13 protein-coding genes and 1 pseudogene are annotated in these 18,606 nt (G+C 64.1%); 4 read left to right on the top strand and 10 right to left on the bottom strand.

The window, feature by feature from the left end; all coding sequences use genetic code 11:
* Positions 1-518 precede the first annotated feature (518 nt).
* Both AC1IN8_RS05235 and AC1IN8_RS05230 read right to left on the bottom strand, forming a co-directional pair.
* A complete protein-coding gene (locus AC1IN8_RS05235; protein ID WP_479758283.1) occupies positions 519-1,643 on the bottom strand; it encodes an anhydro-N-acetylmuramic acid kinase in 1,125 nt (374 codons plus the stop codon).
* A 166-nt stretch (positions 1,644-1,809) separates the two neighbouring features.
* Positions 1,810-3,129 (bottom strand): peptidoglycan DD-metalloendopeptidase family protein, encoded by a 1,320-nt coding sequence (locus tag AC1IN8_RS05230; RefSeq protein ID WP_479758281.1) that lies wholly within the window; start codon positions 3,127-3,129, stop codon positions 1,810-1,812.
* Between the two features lie 114 nt (positions 3,130-3,243).
* On the opposite strand from AC1IN8_RS05230, the gene tyrS reads away from it, so the two are divergent.
* The gene (gene tyrS / locus AC1IN8_RS05225; protein ID WP_043128989.1) at positions 3,244-4,443 is read left to right on the top strand and encodes a tyrosine--tRNA ligase; all 1,200 of its coding nucleotides are present in this window, start codon (positions 3,244-3,246) and stop codon (positions 4,441-4,443) included.
* A gap of 78 nt (positions 4,444-4,521) precedes the next feature.
* Here tyrS and ygjK read toward each other — a convergent pair whose 3' ends face one another.
* The 3 genes and pseudogenes from ygjK to AC1IN8_RS05210 form a co-directional block, all read right to left on the bottom strand.
* Positions 4,522-6,999, bottom strand: coding sequence for an alpha-glucosidase (gene ygjK, locus AC1IN8_RS05220; protein WP_479758279.1), 2,478 nt, complete (start codon positions 6,997-6,999; stop codon positions 4,522-4,524).
* Positions 7,000-7,190: 191 nt separating this feature from the next.
* Positions 7,191-7,505: pseudogene (locus tag AC1IN8_RS05215) on the bottom strand (helix-turn-helix domain-containing protein); the annotation flags it as partial.
* A gap of 67 nt (positions 7,506-7,572) precedes the next feature.
* Positions 7,573-8,829 (bottom strand): adenylosuccinate synthetase, encoded by a 1,257-nt coding sequence (locus AC1IN8_RS05210; protein WP_139435583.1) that lies wholly within the window; start codon positions 8,827-8,829, stop codon positions 7,573-7,575.
* A gap of 169 nt (positions 8,830-8,998) precedes the next feature.
* On the opposite strand from AC1IN8_RS05210, the gene AC1IN8_RS05205 reads away from it, so the two are divergent.
* Positions 8,999-9,907, top strand: a complete 909-nt coding sequence (locus AC1IN8_RS05205) for a LysR family transcriptional regulator (RefSeq protein WP_247625795.1) — start codon at positions 8,999-9,001, stop codon at positions 9,905-9,907.
* A 78-nt stretch (positions 9,908-9,985) separates the two neighbouring features.
* Here the strand turns inward: AC1IN8_RS05205 and AC1IN8_RS05200 are convergent, their stop codons facing one another.
* Positions 9,986-11,314: a TAXI family TRAP transporter solute-binding subunit gene (locus AC1IN8_RS05200; protein ID WP_479758276.1), complete on the bottom strand. Its 1,329-nt coding sequence runs from the start codon at positions 11,312-11,314 to the stop codon at positions 9,986-9,988.
* 122 nt (positions 11,315-11,436) lie between these two features.
* The gene (locus tag AC1IN8_RS05195) at positions 11,437-12,579 is read right to left on the bottom strand and encodes a MalY/PatB family protein (protein WP_479758274.1); all 1,143 of its coding nucleotides are present in this window, start codon (positions 12,577-12,579) and stop codon (positions 11,437-11,439) included.
* Positions 12,580-12,741: 162 nt separating this feature from the next.
* Between AC1IN8_RS05195 and AC1IN8_RS05190 the strand changes: the two genes are divergently transcribed.
* On the top strand, positions 12,742-13,914 hold the full coding sequence (locus AC1IN8_RS05190; RefSeq protein WP_043128994.1) for an MFS transporter: 1,173 nt from the start codon (positions 12,742-12,744) through the stop codon (positions 13,912-13,914).
* 75 nt (positions 13,915-13,989) lie between these two features.
* Here AC1IN8_RS05190 and AC1IN8_RS05185 read toward each other — a convergent pair whose 3' ends face one another.
* Both AC1IN8_RS05185 and AC1IN8_RS05180 read right to left on the bottom strand, forming a co-directional pair.
* Positions 13,990-14,874: a LysR family transcriptional regulator gene (locus AC1IN8_RS05185; protein ID WP_479758272.1), complete on the bottom strand. Its 885-nt coding sequence runs from the start codon at positions 14,872-14,874 to the stop codon at positions 13,990-13,992.
* 87 nt (positions 14,875-14,961) lie between these two features.
* Positions 14,962-15,717, bottom strand: coding sequence for a YciK family oxidoreductase (locus AC1IN8_RS05180; RefSeq protein WP_139435573.1), 756 nt, complete (start codon positions 15,715-15,717; stop codon positions 14,962-14,964).
* 224 nt (positions 15,718-15,941) lie between these two features.
* Here AC1IN8_RS05180 and sohB point away from each other — a divergent pair, with 224 nt between their 5' ends.
* Positions 15,942-16,949: a protease SohB gene (gene sohB / locus AC1IN8_RS05175; protein ID WP_479758270.1), complete on the top strand. Its 1,008-nt coding sequence runs from the start codon at positions 15,942-15,944 to the stop codon at positions 16,947-16,949.
* 89 nt (positions 16,950-17,038) lie between these two features.
* Here sohB and astB read toward each other — a convergent pair whose 3' ends face one another.
* Entirely contained in the window at positions 17,039-18,376 is a 1,338-nt protein-coding gene (gene astB, locus AC1IN8_RS05170) for an N-succinylarginine dihydrolase (RefSeq protein WP_319912789.1), read from the bottom strand.
* Positions 18,377-18,606: the final 230 nt, after the last annotated feature.

The raw sequence follows: 18,606 nt of genomic DNA, 5'->3' as shown, positions 1-18,606 counted from the left end.
TCAACGCTCTGAAATATAGCTAAAATGCGGTTCAATTCACCATATATAACGGCTGGCCGGGTGTCATAACGCGCCTTATAAGGGAAATGGCCGCAGTGCGTGGGTTTGTGCCGGATCGTCGTTGATCAACTCTGTGAATAAAGGGTTAATCATCGGCAATATTTTGCTGTTCATGCATTTAAATATGAATGGCTATGCATTTTATGCCCATGGACGGGGCTGTCAGCAACCTTAAAAATATGCTAGCCGGTGTCCGTTTTCGCCCCTTGAAACAGCGGCGGGAAATATCATTCACCCAGGCTGCATGGCGACGATGTCATTGACGCAAGCGAGCCGCCGTAATCAACCAATACGTGCTGCATATGACATCCAGATTTATGCAATGAAGTTGCAGCGGGAAATAGAGCGGGAAATAGAGGGGGAATGAACAAGGTCGATAACGTCTGCCGGCAGAGCCGGACAATAACAGAGAGGGCGGCATATGCCGCCCTCTCTGTTCGTGTGCGCAGGTTGCCCGCTCAGGCGGGGTAGAGTGCGCCCAGCACCGCCGGTCGGCTGGCGCCGGTGACGGCGGGCAGGTTGCCGGGCTGGCGCGTCACGAAGCGCTGTGCCAGCCAGGCAAAGGCCGCTCCTTCCACCCAGTCGGGGGCAAGCCCCAGCTCGGCCGTGCTGGCAAGGCGCCAGCGGGGCAGCAGGGCGGCGAGCTCCCCCAGCAGGGGGCCGTTGTGGGCGCCGCCGCCGCAGACGAACAGCTCTGGCCTGGTTTGCGTCTCATCCACCGCGGGCAGCTGGCGGGCTATGCTGTGGCAGGTCAGCGCCTGCAGGGTGCGCTGCACATCCACCGGGGCGTATGCCGTGCCTGCCAGCTCGTGGTCTAGCCACTCCAGGGTGAACATCTCCCGCCCCGTGCTCTTGGGGGCGGGGGCGGCGAAGTAGGGGTGAGCCAGCAGCTTGGCTAGAAGCTCGGGAACAAGCTGGCCGCTGGCCGCCCACTGGCCACCGGCGTCATAGCTGCCGCCGTCGGGCTGATGGCGGCGATACCAGCCATCGAGCAGGGTGTTGGCGGGACCGGTATCGAAGCCATATACCCCTGAACCAGAGCCCCCGTCGGCCTGGCCCGGCAGTACAGAGATGTTGGCGATGCCGCCGAGGTTCAGCACCACCCGCAGGGCATGGGGTTTGGCAAAAATCGCCTGATGGAAGGCGGGCACCAGGGGCGCCCCCTGACCGCCGAGGGCCATGTCCGGGGTGCGAAAATCGGCGATGACGTCGATGCCGGTCAAGGCAGCCAAGAGGGCCGCATTGCCGATCTGCAGGGTAAAGCCGAGCTGGGGGCGGTGGCGCACTGTCTGGCCGTGGGAGCCGATGGCGCGGATATCCTTGGGCTCAAGCCCGGCCTTGGCAAGCAGCGCCAGGGTGGCGGCGGCAAACTCCTGCGCCACGCGATTGTCGGCCACCCCCATGCGGTCGATTTCGTTCTCCCCCGGGGTGCAGAGGGCGTGCAGCTCGCGGGCCGTTGCCTCTGGCCAGGGATGGCACAGTGCCTCCTCCACCCGCAGGGTTTCCCCATCCAGAGTGACCAGCACGGCATCGATGCCATCCATGCTGGTACCCGACATCAATCCGATATAGCGCTCGCTCATGACATGCCCTTCTGTGACGAGAAACCTGACCAAGGAGTGGAGGAGGGCGTGGCATCTATCCCATGCCAGGCTCTGGTACCCGACATCAACCCGATATAGCGCTCGCTCATGGCCTCTCCTTGTTATCTGTTCATTTACAGCAGCCACGATGGCAGTGGGGCGACTCTTAGCTGCCGTTGCTGTCCCGCTTGTTCTGGGCCAGCTGCAGCTCGTTACTGTCGAGCTTGGCCAGTTGCGGTCTGGCCTCGGCCTTGAAGCTGGCCAGCGCCCGTCCGGTGAGGGTCTCGGCCTGGGGCAGGGTGAGGGTGCGCGGGTTCTTGTGCACGCCGCCCACCACGAATTCATAGTGCAGGTGCGGGCCTGTGACCCGGCCCGTGCCTCCCAAGAGGCCTATGGTCTGCCCCTGTTTCACCCGCTGCCCCTTGTTCACGGTGCGCTTGGAGAGGTGCAGGTACTTGGTCACATAGTTGCCGGCGTGCTTGATGAAGACATAGTTGCCGTTGAACTGGTTGTAACCGGCGGCCACCACGCTGCCTGAGCCCGCCGCCATGATGGGGGTGCCCACGGGAGCCACGTAGTCGATGCCGTTGTGGGGGCGCACTTTGCCGGTGACAGGGTGCAGGCGACGCGGGTTGAAGTTGGAGCTGATGTATTTGAAGTTGACCGGGGCGCGCAGGAAGCTCTTGCGCATCGCCTTGCCTTCCGGGGTGTAGTAGTTGCCATCCTGGTTCAGCACGGCGCGATAGATGGCCCCCTGGTTGATGAACTCGGCGGCCAGGATGTCGCCGGAGGCCACCCGCTCGTCATCCTGAAACTTGTCTTCGTAGACCACCCGGAAGCTGTCCCCCGGCTGCAGGTCCTGGGCAAAATCGATGTCCCAGCCGAAGATGGCGGCGAGATCCATGATCTGATCCTCCGTCATGCCCGCCTCGCTGGCGGCGCCCCAGAAGCTGGATCGGATCTCCCCCTTCGCCACCTGCTCGCGGGTGTCGAGCTCGAGACGCACCGGCCTGGCCACGAAGCTGTCGTCTTTGCGGCTCACCTTGAGCGCCTGCTCCAGGCTGTGGGGGTAATAGAGGCTGTGCAGCTCGCCCTGTTCGGTGAGCTTGAAGGTGAGCTCCTGCCCCGGCTGCAGCATCCGCAGGGGATCGCTGCCGTCGAGCTGATCGATGAGGTGCAGATCAGTGGTATTGAGCCCGATGCGCTGGAAGATGACCCCCATGTTGTCTCCCCGGCGCACCTTCACCTGCTTGGTGATGTAGCGCGGCTTGGGCGGGGCGAGGGGCTGCGCGGCCTCGAGTTCATCGCTTGAGGCGGCCGCGTCGGCGGGCTGGCGCAGGGCAAGCTCGTTGCCGTTGTCATCGACCCGGGTGGCGACCGCCTGTTCGCTTGGCCAGGCCGCCAGCATCATCACCAGGATGCTCAGAATAAGCACCATCTTGCGGTGCCAGGTAGGAAGAGAGTTGAAGGCGTGCCAAATGACCATGAGAAGCTGACGAAGTTGAACCCAGAAGAAGGTCGGAGTTTACCGCCTTTCCAATTGGCCTGCCATTCCAGTAATATGTCTGGCCCTGTGGAATCGCGATTGGAGAGTCAAAAAATGTCCCAGCTCGAGGTGGCGCTAGCCGAGATCAAGCGCGGAGCGGAAGAAATTCTGGTTGAAGAAGAACTTGTCGCCAAGTTGAAGGAAGGGCGCCCGCTGCGCATCAAGCTGGGGATGGACCCGACGGCTCCGGACATTCACCTGGGTCATACCGTGATCCTCAACAAGCTGAAGACCTTCCAGGATCTGGGCCACGAGATCATCCTGCTGATCGGCGACTTCACCGCCATGGTGGGGGATCCCTCCGGCAAGAACAGCACTCGCCCGCCGCTCTCCGAAGAGGCCATCAAGCACAACGCCCTCACCTATGCGGAGCAGGCGTTCAAGATCCTGGATCCCGCAAAGACCCGCATCGAGTACAACTCCAGCTGGCTCGGCGAGCTGGGCGCGACCGGCATGATCAAGCTGGCGGCCAAGCAGACCGTGGCCCGCATGATGGAGCGCGACGACTTCAAGAAGCGCTACAGCGGCGGCCAGTCCATCGCCATTCACGAATTCCTCTATCCGCTGCTGCAAGGCTATGACTCGGTCGCGCTGAAAGCGGACGTGGAGCTCGGCGGTACCGATCAGAAGTTCAACCTGCTGATGGGCCGCGAGCTGCAAAAAGATGCCGGCATGGCCGCCCAGTGCGTGCTGATGATGCCGCTCCTGGTGGGTCTGGACGGCGTCAAGAAGATGTCCAAGTCCGCCGCCAACTACATAGGCGTGCACGACGCCCCGGGGGAGATGTTCGGCAAGATCATGTCCATCACCGACACCCTGATGTGGAACTACTACGAGCTGCTCTCCTCCCGCCCGCTGGCGGACATCGAAGGCTTCAAGGCCGGCATCGAAGCCGGTACCCTGAACCCGCGGGACGTGAAGATCTGGCTGGCCAAGGAGATCATCACCCGCTACCACGACGAAGCGGCGGCCGAAGCGGCCCACGAAGACTTCACCCAGCGCTTCTCCAAGAACGCCATCCCGGACGAGATGCCTGAGGTCGAACTAGCCCTAGAAGGGGAAGGGCTGGCGATTGCCAACCTGCTCAAAGACGCCGGTCTGGTGGAGACTACCTCCGAGGCGCTGCGGATGATCAAGCAGGGCGCGGTCAAGCGTGACGGCGACAAGCTGGAGGATGGCAAGGCGCTGGTCGGCGCCGGCACCGCCGTCTATCAGGTCGGCAAGCGCAAGTTTGCCCGGGTGACCGTCAAGTAAGTCGCCAGCCCCTGGCGCCGCCATAAGAAAGGCCTCCCTAGCGGAGGCCTTTCTGTTTTGGGCTGGGCCCCGGCAGTGTCACTCCTGCTTCAGGAAGTTGCGATAGAGCATATAGAGGTGGGCCGAGCTCCAGCTGAAGTTGCTGGCCCCCTGCATGGCGCCGGTCTCCGGGTTGTAGTTCTCGCGGATGGGGCCGCAGCCCGCCAGCCCCTCGGCATTGGCAAACAGCTTGTTGACCAGCAGCTGGGCGTCGTCGCGATAGCCGTAGTTCTCCAGCCCCTTCACCCCGAAGTAGAACTGATCCAGCCAGACTCGGCCGCGCCAGTAGATGTCGGGGTCGTAGGCCGGGTTGGTCAGCGCCGCCGTGCCGAGCGGCACCCTGGTGTTGAACTCCTGGCTGCTCAGCATCACCTCGCGCACCCGCGCCGCCTTCTCCTTGTCCGCCACCTCGGCCCAGAGCGGGCTCCACCCTTCCGGACCGCGGCCGCGGGCGGTCAACAGCTTGCCGACGCAACCGTTGGCGTCGGGCAGATCCCCCTGGGCTATCTGGCGGTCGTAATAGAAGCCGGAGGCCTCATCGAACAGGCAGCTGTTGATGTAGCCGGCGAGCTGGCTGGCCCCTTCGCGGTAGCGGCTCGCCTCGTCCGGCTTGCCGAGCAGCTCGGCCATGTCCGCCAGGATGCGCTTCTCCTTGGCGAGGAAGGCGTTGAGCTCCACCGACTCCTGATCGATGGAGAAACCGATCAGCTCACCGCTGCCTTCATGGTTCTCGAAGAAGGCCACGTTCCAGTCCTGGCGGGCTTTGTCGATGTCGCCGCCATAGGCCTTGTCGGCGTAACGTTGTAACTGGTCTTGCTCGATAAAGCCGAAGCGGGCGGCGTTGTCCATGCCGGATTCCCAGCCGGCGCCGTGCTGGGCACCGATGTCCATCTCGTCGTAACCGCCTGTGCTCAGCACCTGCTGATAGAGCGGCATGCCGGCGCAGCCATACCAGCCGTCCCCCTCGTCGGTACAGCGGGTGAGATCCAGCCCGGCGGGCACGCCACTCCCATATCGCACCTTGAAGGTGATGTTGCCGAACTCGTCGTTGTGCTCGACGTGGCGGGTGGCGCCGTATTCGATGATGCCGTTGCGGTTGTTGTCCCGCGCCCGATACCACCAGTCGTGATAGGCCTGGATCTTCGGATACATCTCGGCGATGAAGGCCTTGTCCTTGGTGGCGCTGTAGATCTCCCAGATGGCCCAGGCGGAGAGGGGCGGCTTGGTGTCGCGCTCGTTCCAGTTGCCGCCGTCACCGCCGCGATCCGCAAGCTTGTTGTAGAAGACGGCGTCGATCACCATGCCGGCATCCTGCGGACGCACCGGATCATCCGGCTGCACCTGATAGTCATACATGGCGCGCACGTTATTTTTGGCCACCTCCGGGTTGAAGTGCGCCATGGCGTAGGCGTGCTTCCAGCTGTCCCAGGCCCAGACGCCGTCGAACCAGCGGGCGGTGTTGGAGGGGGTCACTCCGTCATGGAGGATGGCGCCAGCCGGTGAGCGCCAGTTGCCGTTGAGGGTCTCCATCGCCTTGACCGCGATGCGGCGCTCCGACTCCGGGATGCCCTGATTGGAGAGGCCGCGCGCCAGGTAATCCTCCCAGCGGCGGATGGAGGCCTCGAAGGCGTCGGCCGGGTCGGCCAGCAGCGCCTGGCGGCTCTGCTGATAGCGATCGGCCTCCTCGCTGCTGTGGACATAGCTCTGCAGGGTGTAGATATCCTGCTGACCCTTGGCTGCCAGGGTGAGGCTGGCCTCGCTCACATAGCCGAGCCCCTTCTCGTCGAGGGTGGTGCGGCTTGGCAGGGTGCGGTCGATGCGATAGCTGGCGCTGCCGCTTTGCATGATGTTCCAGGTGCTGCGCAGCTTGCCGAACTGGAAGGCGATCCCCTGCTCGTTCTGGCTGATGGTGCGGCGCCAGTCGGGATACTGCTCGGCGACCGTCTTGTTGGCATCCCACTGCTGGAGCAGCTCCCCCTGCCAGTTGAAGGTCAGGGTGAGGGGCGCATCCTGATTGTTCACCAGACGGGTGCGGACAAGCGCCGTGCGGGCATCGCCGTAGCGCAGCTCCAGCTCCAGGGTGAAGGGCGCGAACTCGAAGCGCTGCACCAGGGCGCCGGGGATGGCGTAGATCTCATGCTTGCTGGCGCTGGTGAGCGGGTACTGGCGACCGCTCTCGTCCCCCAGGCTGAGTCTGTCAAGCTCGCTGGCGAAGAAGAGGCTGTACTCTTCGGCGATCACCATGGGGCCGGTGAAGCCCCCCCACTCGGTGTCGCTTTTGGGCAGCAGGAAGCCGTGCCAGGCCCCGAGATCGAGCAGGGGGTTGTATTTGAGGTTGGAGTAGCTGTCAAAGTCACGGAACTGGAGCGGGGTGCCGGTGCGATCGATCACGTTCCTGTACTGGTTCGCCAGGGTGGCGCCGGGCGGGGTCGGGGCACTCGAGTCATTGCCGTTGCAGGCGGCCAGGCCAAACAGGGCGACACCCAGGGCGACGGAAAGTAAATTTTTACGAAACATATCTCGCTCCAATGACGATTTTGTAGGTTAAGGAAGGTGCATTTTTTGTGTTTATTTTAGTAAAAACGTTTTCATGGCCATTCTAGGGGAAAGAAAGCGGAAAGGTTGGCGCTGCGTCACACTCCGGGCGGGGAGCCGTGTGATCGGGATCACCGGGTTACATGAGGTTACACAGAAGTTGTTTTTAGTAACTATTTACTTGGCGTTGCGGGGCAGGTGCGCAGATATTGGTAGGGGGTCAGACCGCACTCCTGCTTGAAGCGGGCGGCGAAGCAGCCGGGGGAGTCGAAACTGCAGGCGAGGGCCGCCTCCAGTGGGTTCACTCCCTGTTGCAGCAGGGTGAGGGCGTGGCTCATGCGCACCTGGGTTTGGGTGGTCTGACTCAGCGTGCGGCTGGCCATGGAGCAAACCCGCTCGAAGCAGAATGTCAGCACCGGGCCTATCTCAAGGCGCGGCTTCCTCTGCAGCGTGGCCTGGGCGTCCGTCAGCCACTCGGCGGGGAGCGGGCCGGCCATAAAAAAACCGGCCTCCATGAGGCCGGTTTTGACATCTTGCTGACAGCCGGGAGGCGGCTTAGCGCAGTATCATCTGCTCGCGGCCCGGGCCGACGGAGACCATGGGAACCGGCACACCCAGCAGGGCTTCGATGCGCAGCACATAGTGCTGGGCAGCCTTGGGCAAGTCTTCGAACTTGCGGATGTGGGAGATGTCTTCGCTCCAGGCTTCCATGGACTCGTACACCGGCTTCAGACCGGCGGTTTGCGGCCAGATCGGGTTCTCGGTGTTGGCACCTTCGTAGGCCACGCAGATCTTCAGATCCGGCATGCCGGAGAGGCAGTCCAGCTTGGTCAGGGCGATCTCGTTGGCAGCCTGGATCTCCAGACCCTGCTTGGTGGCAACCGCATCGAAGTAACCGATGTCACGGGGACGGCCTGTGGTGGCGCCGAACTCGTTGGCGAACTTGCGGAACTCTTCCTGGTTCTCCATGGCGGTGATCAGGGTGCCGGTACCGACCGAGGTACTGAACGCCTTGGCCACGGCAATCACGCGCTCGGGGCGCAGGGCCGGCAGGCCGCCACCGATGCCGGCGTAGGCGCCGGAGACGTGGGAGGAGGTCACCCAGGGGTACTCACCGTAGATGAGGTCACGGCCGGCGCCCAGCTGGGCTTCGAACAGCAGGGTGCCGTTCTGGGCCTGGATGGCCTTGAGCGGCTCGCTGACGTTGCAGACGGCGTCGATCCAGGGGGCGGACACTTCCAGCAGCCAGTCGGCCATCTCCTGGGCGGTCTGCTTGAATTCGAAGCTGGGGTAGAGGGCCTTGAGCTGCGGCAGTTTCCAGTCGAGGAAGAACTGGATGCGCTCGACCAGCACGTCCGGCTGTTTCAGCCAGCCCACCAGGATCGCCTTTTTCATGACCCGATCACCGTAAGCCGGGGCAATGCCCTGACGGGTGGAGCCATAGGCGCCATCACCCAGACGGACTTCTTCCAGGGTGTCTTCCAGGGCGTGGATCGGCAGGCAGAAGGTGGCTCTGTCAGAGATGGCGAGTTTGGGAGTCACGCCGGCGGCCTTCACTTCGGCCAGTTCCTTGGTCAGCGGCTCCGGGCTGATGACCATGCCAGGGCCGAGCACGACCAGGCAATCCGGGTTGAAGACGCCGCTTGGCAGCTGGTGCAGCTTGAAGGTGCCAAGATCGTTGACCACGGTGTGGCCGGCGTTGTTGCCGCCCTGGAAACGGATGCTGGCGGCGGACTGGCCTGCCAGATAATCGACGATGCGGCCTTTGCCTTCATCACCCCAGTTAGCACCTACGACTACGATAGACGACATGACTCTTTCTCCTAAGACGTTAGGCGTCCATCCTAGGAGCCCTGTGCGGATTAGAAAAATTAATTATCTTTATAATTCCGATAAGTAAGTCATATAATTATGGCCAATTTATCGGCAAAGCCCCGCCATGACGCGCCACCCCGCGCCGGCCGTGGGTGAGAGTTACCTCATGTTGGATATTCACTGGTTAAATACCTTCGTCACCCTGGCCCGCCTGCAGCACTTCGGCCAGACCGCCACCGAATTGCACATGACCCAGCCCAACGTCAGCCTGCACCTCAAGAACCTGGAGCAGGCCACCCGGGTCAAGCTGATTGAACGCAGCCCGTTTCGACTGACCCAGGCGGGGGAGCGATTGCTGCAAAGCGCCGAGCGCGCCATCAACGAGTTGCAGCTCTGCCAGTCCGATCTCAACGCCCTCAGCCAGCTGAGCCAGGGGACGCTCGCCATCGCCGCCAGCGACATCATCTCGCGCCTGCTGCTGATCCAGCCGTTCCAGCGCTTCAAGCAAGCCTTTCCCGGCATCGATCTCACCCTGTTCAACACCACCTCGGATCAGGCGGCGGATCTGGTCAGGGCGGGCAAGGCGGATCTCGGCTTTGTGATGGCGCAAAAGCGCAGCGAGCCGCTCTTCTACACCGAATTGCAGCAGGTGACCTGGTGCGCGCTGGGGCAGGGGCTCACCCGCTGGCAGGCCCGTGCCAAGGCCGGGGAGAGCGATCCCCTCGACGAGCCCACCCTGATCCTGCTGGGGCACGACACCCGCACCCGGGCACTGATCGACCCTTCCTTGCCCCTGCTCGGGCTGCCGAGCTGCCGCATCATGGAGGTGGGCAGCGTGGATGCCCAGCTCGACTGGGCGGAGGCGGGCTTTGGCGTCGCCATAGTGCCGGACTTCTCCCTCCACCCGCGGCTCAAGCTCACCGCCCCGGTGACCCGGCTCACCGACTTCCCCGGCACCAGCCTGGGGTATGTGGTGCGCCAGAACCAGGTGCTGTCGCGGGCCATCAAGCAGTTGCTGCACTGGGTGGAGGAGGAGATCCAGCGCCCGGACTCGCTGCCGCTTCCCAAGGGATAGGCCCGGCGCCACTCGTCGGCGCACATCCGGATGACAAGAGGCCACCCTGGGGTGGCCTCTTGCATTGTGCTCTCCCCGTCATTGGGTGGGGGCGGGCGTCTCGCCGGTGAGCGGCGAGGCACCGCTTGGGCTGCCCGGTGCGGACGCCTCGGTCGGTGCTTGCGCTGTGCTCTTTGCTGCCGAGGGGGTGGTGACCCCGGCCGCGTCCGGCTCGCTGCCCTGCGCCGACCTTGCCTCTGTCGGCGTAGGTTGCGTGGTCAGCGCCGGGGCTTGTTCGGTCGTCACCGCATCCGAACTGGCCGGCAGGGTGGCGCCGGCGGGTTGCTCCGGCAGCACCTCAGCCCCTTCCAGCGGGGTGGTCGCACTGGTGGGGGCGGACGGCGCCGTGGGGAGCGCCCCCGAGGTGGCCTCGGCCCCGGAGGGAGCATCGGGCAACAGGGTCGGCGCGGCATCCAGCATGCCGGGATGGAGCGGGAGTATGTCTCCCGCCTGCATGGATTCGGGGGTGAGCGTGGTGAGCGCCGGGTGCAGGCGAGTGAACTGCTTGAGATTGCGGCTCAGCACGTCGCGCAGGGTGCGCACCTGATCTTCAGGCAGGCTGGCCTCGGCCACCAGCTCGGCGGTCACCGCAAAGGTGGCGACGGAGCTGGTCTGCCCCGGGTAGAGGTTGGCGCCGATGCGGCTGCGCTCATAGTAGGGATACTGCTTGAGCAGCTTGTCGACCTGCTCCCCCTCGATGGGAATGAGGCGGGCCTGGCAGCGACCGGTCAGATCGCCTATTGCCTGGTTGGGGTGGCCGGCGACCAGGAAGGCGGCATCCAGGGTGCCGTTGCAGAGCCCCTCCAGCCGGTTGCCTGCCGAGGCGACGGGGGGCACGGCGAACTGGCTCTCCTGCCAGCCCATGGCGTCGAGCAGTGCCCGGCTGGTGACCCTGTCCCCGGAGTTGGGGGCACCGAGATCGACCCGCTTGCCTTCGATGTCCGCCAGGGTGGTGATGTTGCTGGTGGCGCTGGCGAGCAGGGTCAGGGACTCCTTGTGGAGCCGCAACAGGCTGCGCAGCTGCGCGTTCGGGCTCTGGCCCGCGAAGGGGCCGCTGCCGTGGGCCGCATGGTACAGGACATCCGACTGCACCAGCGCCAGCTGGATGTCGCCCTTGGCCAGCGCGGCCAGGTTGGCGATGGAGCCCGAGGTGCTCTGCACTGTGCAGTGCAGCCCGTGGTTGCTGCTGTCGTCGTTGAGCAGACGGCAGATGGCGCCCCCCGTGGGGTAGTAGACGCCGTTGAGCGCCCCCGTGCCTATGGTGACATAGGCGGGGGTGGCCGAGAGGGGCTGTGCCAGCATGGCCGCCAGCCAGGGCAGGGCGGCAAGTGACAGGCGCGACAGGTGACGCAGGGCTCGTGGGTGCATAGTGAACCGGAACAATGGCTGAAAAAAGGATGAGCCAGGCTCATCCCGTCATGTGTCACATCTTATCTATATCAGATGTGAACCTGAATGGCTTTCACCATTCCCGTCAAGGGGGCTCCTTGTCAGATCTCGCGCTGGAGAATGGCCTTCTCCATGCGCGCCAAGGCTTGGGTGAGGCGAGCCCGGGTGCAGCCAAAGTTGAGGCGCACGAACTGGCCGTCGCCAAACTGGGCGCCCGGGGAGAGACCGACCCCTGCCTGCTCGAAGAAGGCGACAGGATCGTCCAGCCCGAGGGCGCTCACATCGATCCAGGCGAGATAGGTCGCCTGATTCTTTGCCAGCTTGACGCCGGGCCAGCGGGCCACCGCCTGCTCGATCAGCGCCAGGTTGGCCCTCAGATAGTCGAGCTGTTCACTGAGCCACTGCTCGCCGCCCTCGTAGGCCGCCTCGGCGGCGACAAAGCCCAGCAGGTTGACGTCGGCGCTGATGCCGCGCATCGCCTGTTGCAGCTTGAGCCGCAGGCGGGGGTTGGGGATCACGGCGAAGGAGCAGCACAGGCCGGCGATGTTGAAGGTCTTGCTCGGCGCCATCATGACCGCAGAGCGCTCGGCGGCCGACGGGCTCAGGGCACCGTAGGGAATGTGGCGGGCATCCTTGTCCAGCAGCAGATCGCAGTGGATCTCGTCCGAGCAGACCACCAGATTGTGGCGCTCGGCGATGGCGTCGATGGCGAGCAGCTCCTCGCGGGTGAAGACGGTGCCCCCCGGATTCTGCGGGTTGCACAGCAGCAGCAGGTCGGCGGAGGGAGCCTGGCGCTCCAGCTCTTCCAGATCCAGCACCCAGCGTCCGGCTTCCTCCATCATGGGGACGGTCAGCAGGGGGCGATCGTTGAAGCCCGGCGCCTGCAGGAAGGGGTAATAGACCGGCTTGGGGGTGATGATGCCACGGCCGTGCTGGCTCCAGGCCTTGCAGGCGAGGTTCAGACCGGGCACCACTCCCGGCAGGAAGACCAGCCACTCCGGGGATATGGTCCAGCCATAGCGCTGCTGCAGACGGGTGATGATGAGTTCGATCAGCCGGGGGGAGGGGCGGGAATAGCCGAAGACGCCGTGGGCCACCCGCGCGGTGAGGGCCTCGATGACGGCGGGGGGCGAGGCGAAATCGGTGTCGGCCACCCACATGGGCACGACATCCTGACCCTTGTACTTGTCCCACTTCAGGCTCATGGTGCCGCTGCGATCTATCTCCCGATCAAAATCAAACATGTGAAATCCTTGTACTGGCCAGAGGGTTTACCAATGTACGGACTTGGACGTGGCCTCGCAAGCCTTGAGGTGGCTGTTGATAATCGCATAAAATAATCGCCGTCATGCTGTACATCCGCCGGCTTCTGGCTTCCTTTTCTCTTCCATATCAATGGTATCTCTATGAGTTTGCTGAGTGCTGCCCGCAAGAGGCCGGATCCCGTCTCTCTCTCTTTCCTCGCCGTGACCTTCATGACCGGGGTGGCGGTGGCACTCCAGGTGCCTACCTTGAGCCTGTTTCTGGCCGAAGAGGTGCAGGTGCGCCCCTTCCTGGTGGGGCTCTTCTATACCGTCAACGCGGTGATCGGCATCCTCATCAGCCAGTGGCTCGGCCATCGCTCCGACAACGGGGGGGATCGCAAGCAGCTGATCCTGCGCTGCTGCCTTGCCGGCATAGTGCTCTCCCTGCTGTTTGCCTGGAACCGGCAATACTGGCTGCTGGTGAGCCTGGGGGTGGTGCTGGCGAGCCTCACCGCCACCGCCAGCCCCCAGCTGTTTGCCCTGGCGCGGGAATACGCCGACAGCCGCAACAAGCGGGCGGACATGTTCAGCTCTGTGCTGCGGGCCCAGTTCTCCCTGGCCTGGGTCATCGGGCCGCCGGCCGCCTTCGCGCTCGCCATCGGTTACGGCTTCGAGGTGATGTATCTGGCTTCCGCCCTGGCCTATCTGATCTGCGCCCTGGTGGTCTGGCGCTGGCTGCCCTCCCTGCCGCTGCCGAGCAGCCAGGGCGGGGGTGAGCGGGTCAGCAGCTGGCGAGATCCTTCGGTGCGGGCGCTCTTCATCGCCTCCACCCTGATGTGGACCTGCAACAGCATGTATCTCATCAACATGCCGCTCTACATCACCCGCGAGCTGGGGTTGGAGGAGAAGCTGGCCGGCATCCTGATGGGCACGGCGGCGGCCCTGGAGATCCCCTTCATGCTGCTGGCGGGTTACTACACCCGGCGTTTTGGCAAGCGGCCCATGATGCTGCTGGCGGTGCTGGCCGGGGTCGGTTTCTACGCCGGTCTGGTGACGCTGTCGAGCCAGGGGGCCCTCATCGCGCTGCAGCTGCTCAACGCCATCTTCATCGGCATAGTCGCCGGCATCGGCATGTCCTATTTCCAGGATCTGATGCCGGGTCGGGCCGGGGTGGCGACCACGTTGTTTGCCAACAGCATCCGCACCGGCTCCATCATGGCGGGTGCCATCGCGGGGACTGTGGCGGAGATCTGGAGTTTTCACGGGGTCTTCATGGTGGCCACCGCATTGGCGCTGGCTGCGCTGGCCGCCTGCTGGCGGGTGCCCAATGTGTGAGGCGCCCCTGGCGGGCACTGGGGCATTGACGCCGGCGGCAATAAGAAGAGGCCGGCCGCGGTGGCCGGCGGAGCATTACTTGCCGTTGTCGGCCTGGTATTCGTTGCGCAGGCAGCGCAGCAGCAGCTCGGCCGCCGGGCCCAGGGCATCGGTGGAGGGGGTAAGCAGGTAGGTGTAGAGGTAGCGCTCGCTGCCGCCGGCCAGATCGAGCTGCACCAGGGCGCCGCTGGTGAGCTCCTCCCGCACCAGGTGACCAGGTACCCAGGCGTAGCCGAGGCCGAGGCGCACCATGCTGAGCACCTCGTGATAGTGGGTCGCCTTCCAGCCGGTGTCGTCCGCATCGTTCCAGTCCACCGAGCGGTGGATGGGCGGATGCAGGCTTATCTGGTTATGGCTGGCGAGCAGCTCCGCCGTGATGGGCTCCTCCTGCCCGGCGAGGGGATGCCCGGCCGCGCACAGCGGCAGCAGGCAGACCTCGTCCAGCGGCAGGCCGGTGCGATCGTGGGGCAGGTGCTCGGAGAGCATCAGGTCCCCCACCTGGAGCGCATTGAAGTGGCAATGGATCCGCTCGTGCAGATTGATGCGGCAACCCCGGCTGCGGGGGTGGAAGTGGGCCAGCGCCCGGTAGAGCCGGTCTCTGGGTTGCAGCGCGGAGACATAGAGGTTGATCTGCGGCTCCCACTGGCGCTCCAGGTTGTTGGCCAGGTTCTCCAGCTCTTCCACCTGCTGGCTGAGCTGGCGAGCCCGCTTGAGGAAGATCTCCCCCGCCGGTGTCAGCACCGCCTTGCGTCCCCTCACCTCCAGCAGGGCCAGCCCCAGGCTCTGTTGCAGCTTGGCGACCGCATGATTGAGGGAGGATTGGCTCTTGTTCAGCGCCTCTGCGGCCTGGGCGTAACCGCCACAGTCCACCACGGCCTGGAAGATCCGCCATTGCTCAAACGTGCTCTTGGGACGAAACATAGTGCAACCTGTCAGGGGCCGATGGGATTCAACAGGGCGCGACTGGCACCCCTCTTCACTTTAACCCCATCTGGTTAGTTTGTTGATTTATTTGGGCTGGGCCACGAAGGTCTGGCCTGTCTTGCCACGGCTGTCCGGCCCCATCAGATAGAGATAGAGCGGCATCAGGTCGGCCGGGGTCTTCAGCAACTGGGGATCTTCCGCTGGGAAGGCGCTGGCCCGCATCCTGGTGCGGGTGCCGCCCGGGTTCAGGGTGTTGACCCGCACCCCGGTATTCTCCAGCTCGTCCGCCAGCACTTCCATCATGCCCTCGACGGCGAACTTGGAGATGGCATAGGTGCCCCAGTAGGCGCGCCCTTTTCGTCCCACGCTGGAGGAGGTGTAGACGATGGAGGCCTCGCCGTGCTCCTTGGCGGTCTGGCGAATGAGGGGCAGCAGGGCCTGGGTCAGCAGAAATTCGGATTTGACGTTGACCTGCATCACCTCGTCCCACTCCTTCTCCTGGATGTGCTCGAAGGGGGAGAGGGTGCCGAGCAGGCCGGCATTGAACAGCACGCCGTCGAGGCGGCCGAACTGCTGGGCGAAGGTCTCGGCCATGCCGCGGTAGTGAGCGGCGGTGGCCCCTTTCAGATCCACAGGGACTATGGCGGGCAGGGGGTGACCGGCCGCCTCTATCTGGTCGTAGACCGCCTCCAGCTTGGCGCTGGTGCGCCCGAGCAGCACCACGGTAGCGCCGTGGGCCGCATAGGTGAGCGCCGCTTCGCGGCCGATGCCGTCACCGGCACCCGTTACCAGAATGACCTTGTCCTTGAGCAGATCCCGGGGGGCCTGATAATCGAGCATGTGCACTCCTGTTAACAAATCCGTGACGGATGGGCGCGACAATAGAGGAGGCAAGTGTACTGATCCGGCCCTGCCGTTGACCAGTATGAGACGGCAAAAATGTGAAGAAAACAGGGCGCTAGCCTGAATTGGCGCTGCCTGCCCCTGGCCCATGGCAGAGTTTTTGCACCATGCCGCCAAACTCCTTACTATGTGAAAAAACCGAACATAGCGCGGAGCATCAAGTGGTATTTCTGACCGAATACGGCCTGTTTCTGGCCAAGACCCTCACCTTACTGCTGGCCATAGGCGCCGTCGTCCTGATGGTGGTGAGCAGCCGTCAGCCCAGGGCCCGCAAGGGGGAGCTGGTGGTGACCGATCTCTCCCGGGAGCTGGAGCAGGGGCGTCATCAGCTGCAATCGGCCCTGGCTGGCAAGGCCGAGCGCAAGCAGATGGACAAGGCGCGCAAGGCCGAGGAGAAGGCGCGCGCCAAGACAGAGGACGAGCGCAGCCGGCTCTTTGTGCTCGATTTTCACGGCAGCATGGACGCCAGGGAGGTGGCCTCCCTGCGGGAAGAGGTGAGCGCCGTGATTGGGGTCGCCCGGCCCGGTGACGAGGTGCTGCTGCGCCTCGAGTCCGGCGGCGGCGTGGTGCACGGCTATGGTCTGGCAGCCTCCCAGCTGCAGCGCCTGCGGGACAAGGACATCACGCTGACGGTGGCCATCGACAAGGTGGCGGCGAGCGGCGGCTACATGATGGCCTGCGTGGCGGACAAGATACTGGCGGCGCCCTTTGCCATCGTCGGCTCCATCGGGGTGATAGCCCAGTTGCCGAACTTCAACAAACTCCTGAAAAAGCATGACATCGAGTTCGAGATGCACACCGCCGGCCAGTACAAGCGCACCATCACCATGTTCGGCGAGAACGACGATCTGGGGCGGGAGAAGTTCCGTGAGGAGCTGGGGGCCATCCACGAGCGCTTCAAGGGGTTCGTGGCCGAGCACAGACCCGGCCTCGACATCGACAAGGTCACCACGGGGGAGCACTGGCTGGCGAGTCAGGCCAAGCAGCTCGGCCTGGTGGATGCACTCTGCACCAGCGATGACTACCTGCTGGCCCAGGCCAGCCACCACAAGGTGGTCGGCATCAGCTACCGCAAGCCCAAGAGCCTGACCCAGCGGCTGGGTCAGCAGGGGGCCCAGGCGCTGGAAGGCGCCCTTGGTCGCCTCTGGCAGCAGAGCCCCTGGCGCTGAGGCATAGTTCAACGGGTTGAAACAAGAGAGCCGGGCATTGCCCGGCTCTCTGTTTATGCTGATGTCGCGGCTTCGCTGCGAGCCTGTGCTCAGCGCTGGAAGGGGTAGACGGAGCCGAGTTTGAGGATCTGGGTCAGCTCGTCCAGGGCGGTGCGGGTCTCCAGCACCAGGGCCGGATCGCGCAGATCGTCCAGCGACAGGCTGTCGCGGTAGTGACGCTCGACCCAGTTGTCCAGACGGGCAAACTGGCTGTCGTTGATGAGGCAGGCCGGGTTGACCGCCGCGAGCTCGGCGTCGTTCATGGCGACCCGCAGGCGCAGGCAGGCGGGGCCGCCGCCGTTCTTCATGCTCTGCTTCACATCCATGAAATGTACCCCCTTGATGGGGGTGCCCAGGGTCACCAGCCTGGCCAGATAAGCGGATACCGCCGGATTGTCACGGCACTCGGTGGGGGCGATGATCGCCATCTCACCGGAGGGCAGGGTCAGGATCTGGGTGTTGAACAGGTAGGATTTCACCGCGTCCTGCACCGACACCTCGGCAGTCGGCACCTCGATGAAGTGCAGCTCCCCCTCGCCGAACTTGGTGCGCACCTCGGCCAGGGCCGAGGCGGTGTTGAGGAAGGCCTGCTGGTGGAAGAAGAGCACGTTCTGGTTGCCCACCGCGATCACGTCGTTGTGGAACACCCCCTGATCGATCACGTCCGGGTTCTGCTGGATAAAGACGGCGCTCTCTTCCCCCAGGCCGTGCAGGCGGGCGATGGCCTGGCTCGCCTCCAGGGTCTGGCGGGCCGGGTAGCGCTTGGGAGCCGGCTGGGAGACGTCGAAGGCGCTGCGGCCATAGACGAACAGCTCGACCCCGGCCTCGCCATAGGCGCGGCACAGCCGGGTGTGGTTGGCGGCCCCCTCGTCACCGAAGTGGTCGTTCTCCGGCAGGTGCTGGTGGTGGCTGAAGTGACGGTCGTTGTTGAACACGGCGCGCAGGATGCGACCGGTCACTTCGGGCTCCAGGGAGCGGTGGAACTTGTTGGTCAGGTTGGCGGGGGTGAAATGGATGCGGCCATCCTGGGTGTCGGCACTCGGCGAGACGGTGGCGGCGTTGGCGGTCCACATGCTGGAGGCGGAGTAACAGGCGGCCAGCACGGCGGGGGCCTGTTTCGCGGCCTGGGCCAGGACGCTGGCATCGTTGCCGGTGAAGCCGAGGCGGCGCAGGGTGGCGAGATCCGGCCGCTCCTGCGGCGCCAGCACCCCTTGCGTCATGCCGAGCTCGGTCAGCGCCTTCATCTTGCGCAGCCCCTGCTTGGCGGCCTCCTTCGGATTGGACGCCTCCTTGGCGTTGCTTTGGGACGCCACGTTGCCATAGGAGAGACCGGCATAGTTGTGGGTGGGGCCGACCAGACCGTCGAAGTTGACCTCGAAGTGCTTCATGACTACATCCTTTCGATTTTTATATGGGGAGCGGTTCCTTCCGCGCACAAAGCTGCGGCGTGCGGCCATTATAAAGAGATTTCATCCTTTGTAACAAGCTGATAACCAAGATGGTTTTTTATGTGACGGGGGTGGCTGGATATGTCATTTCCAATCTAAAAAAGGGGGGGATATAGCATAAAAACAAAAAAGCGGTTGCTTCCCGCGCGTCCCCTTCGCATTAATAAATA

This window comes from Aeromonas sp. 130281 (assembly GCF_056642115.1).
Note: the sequence above shows the minus strand (reverse complement) of the source record. Positions and strands in the feature narration are given on the sequence as shown.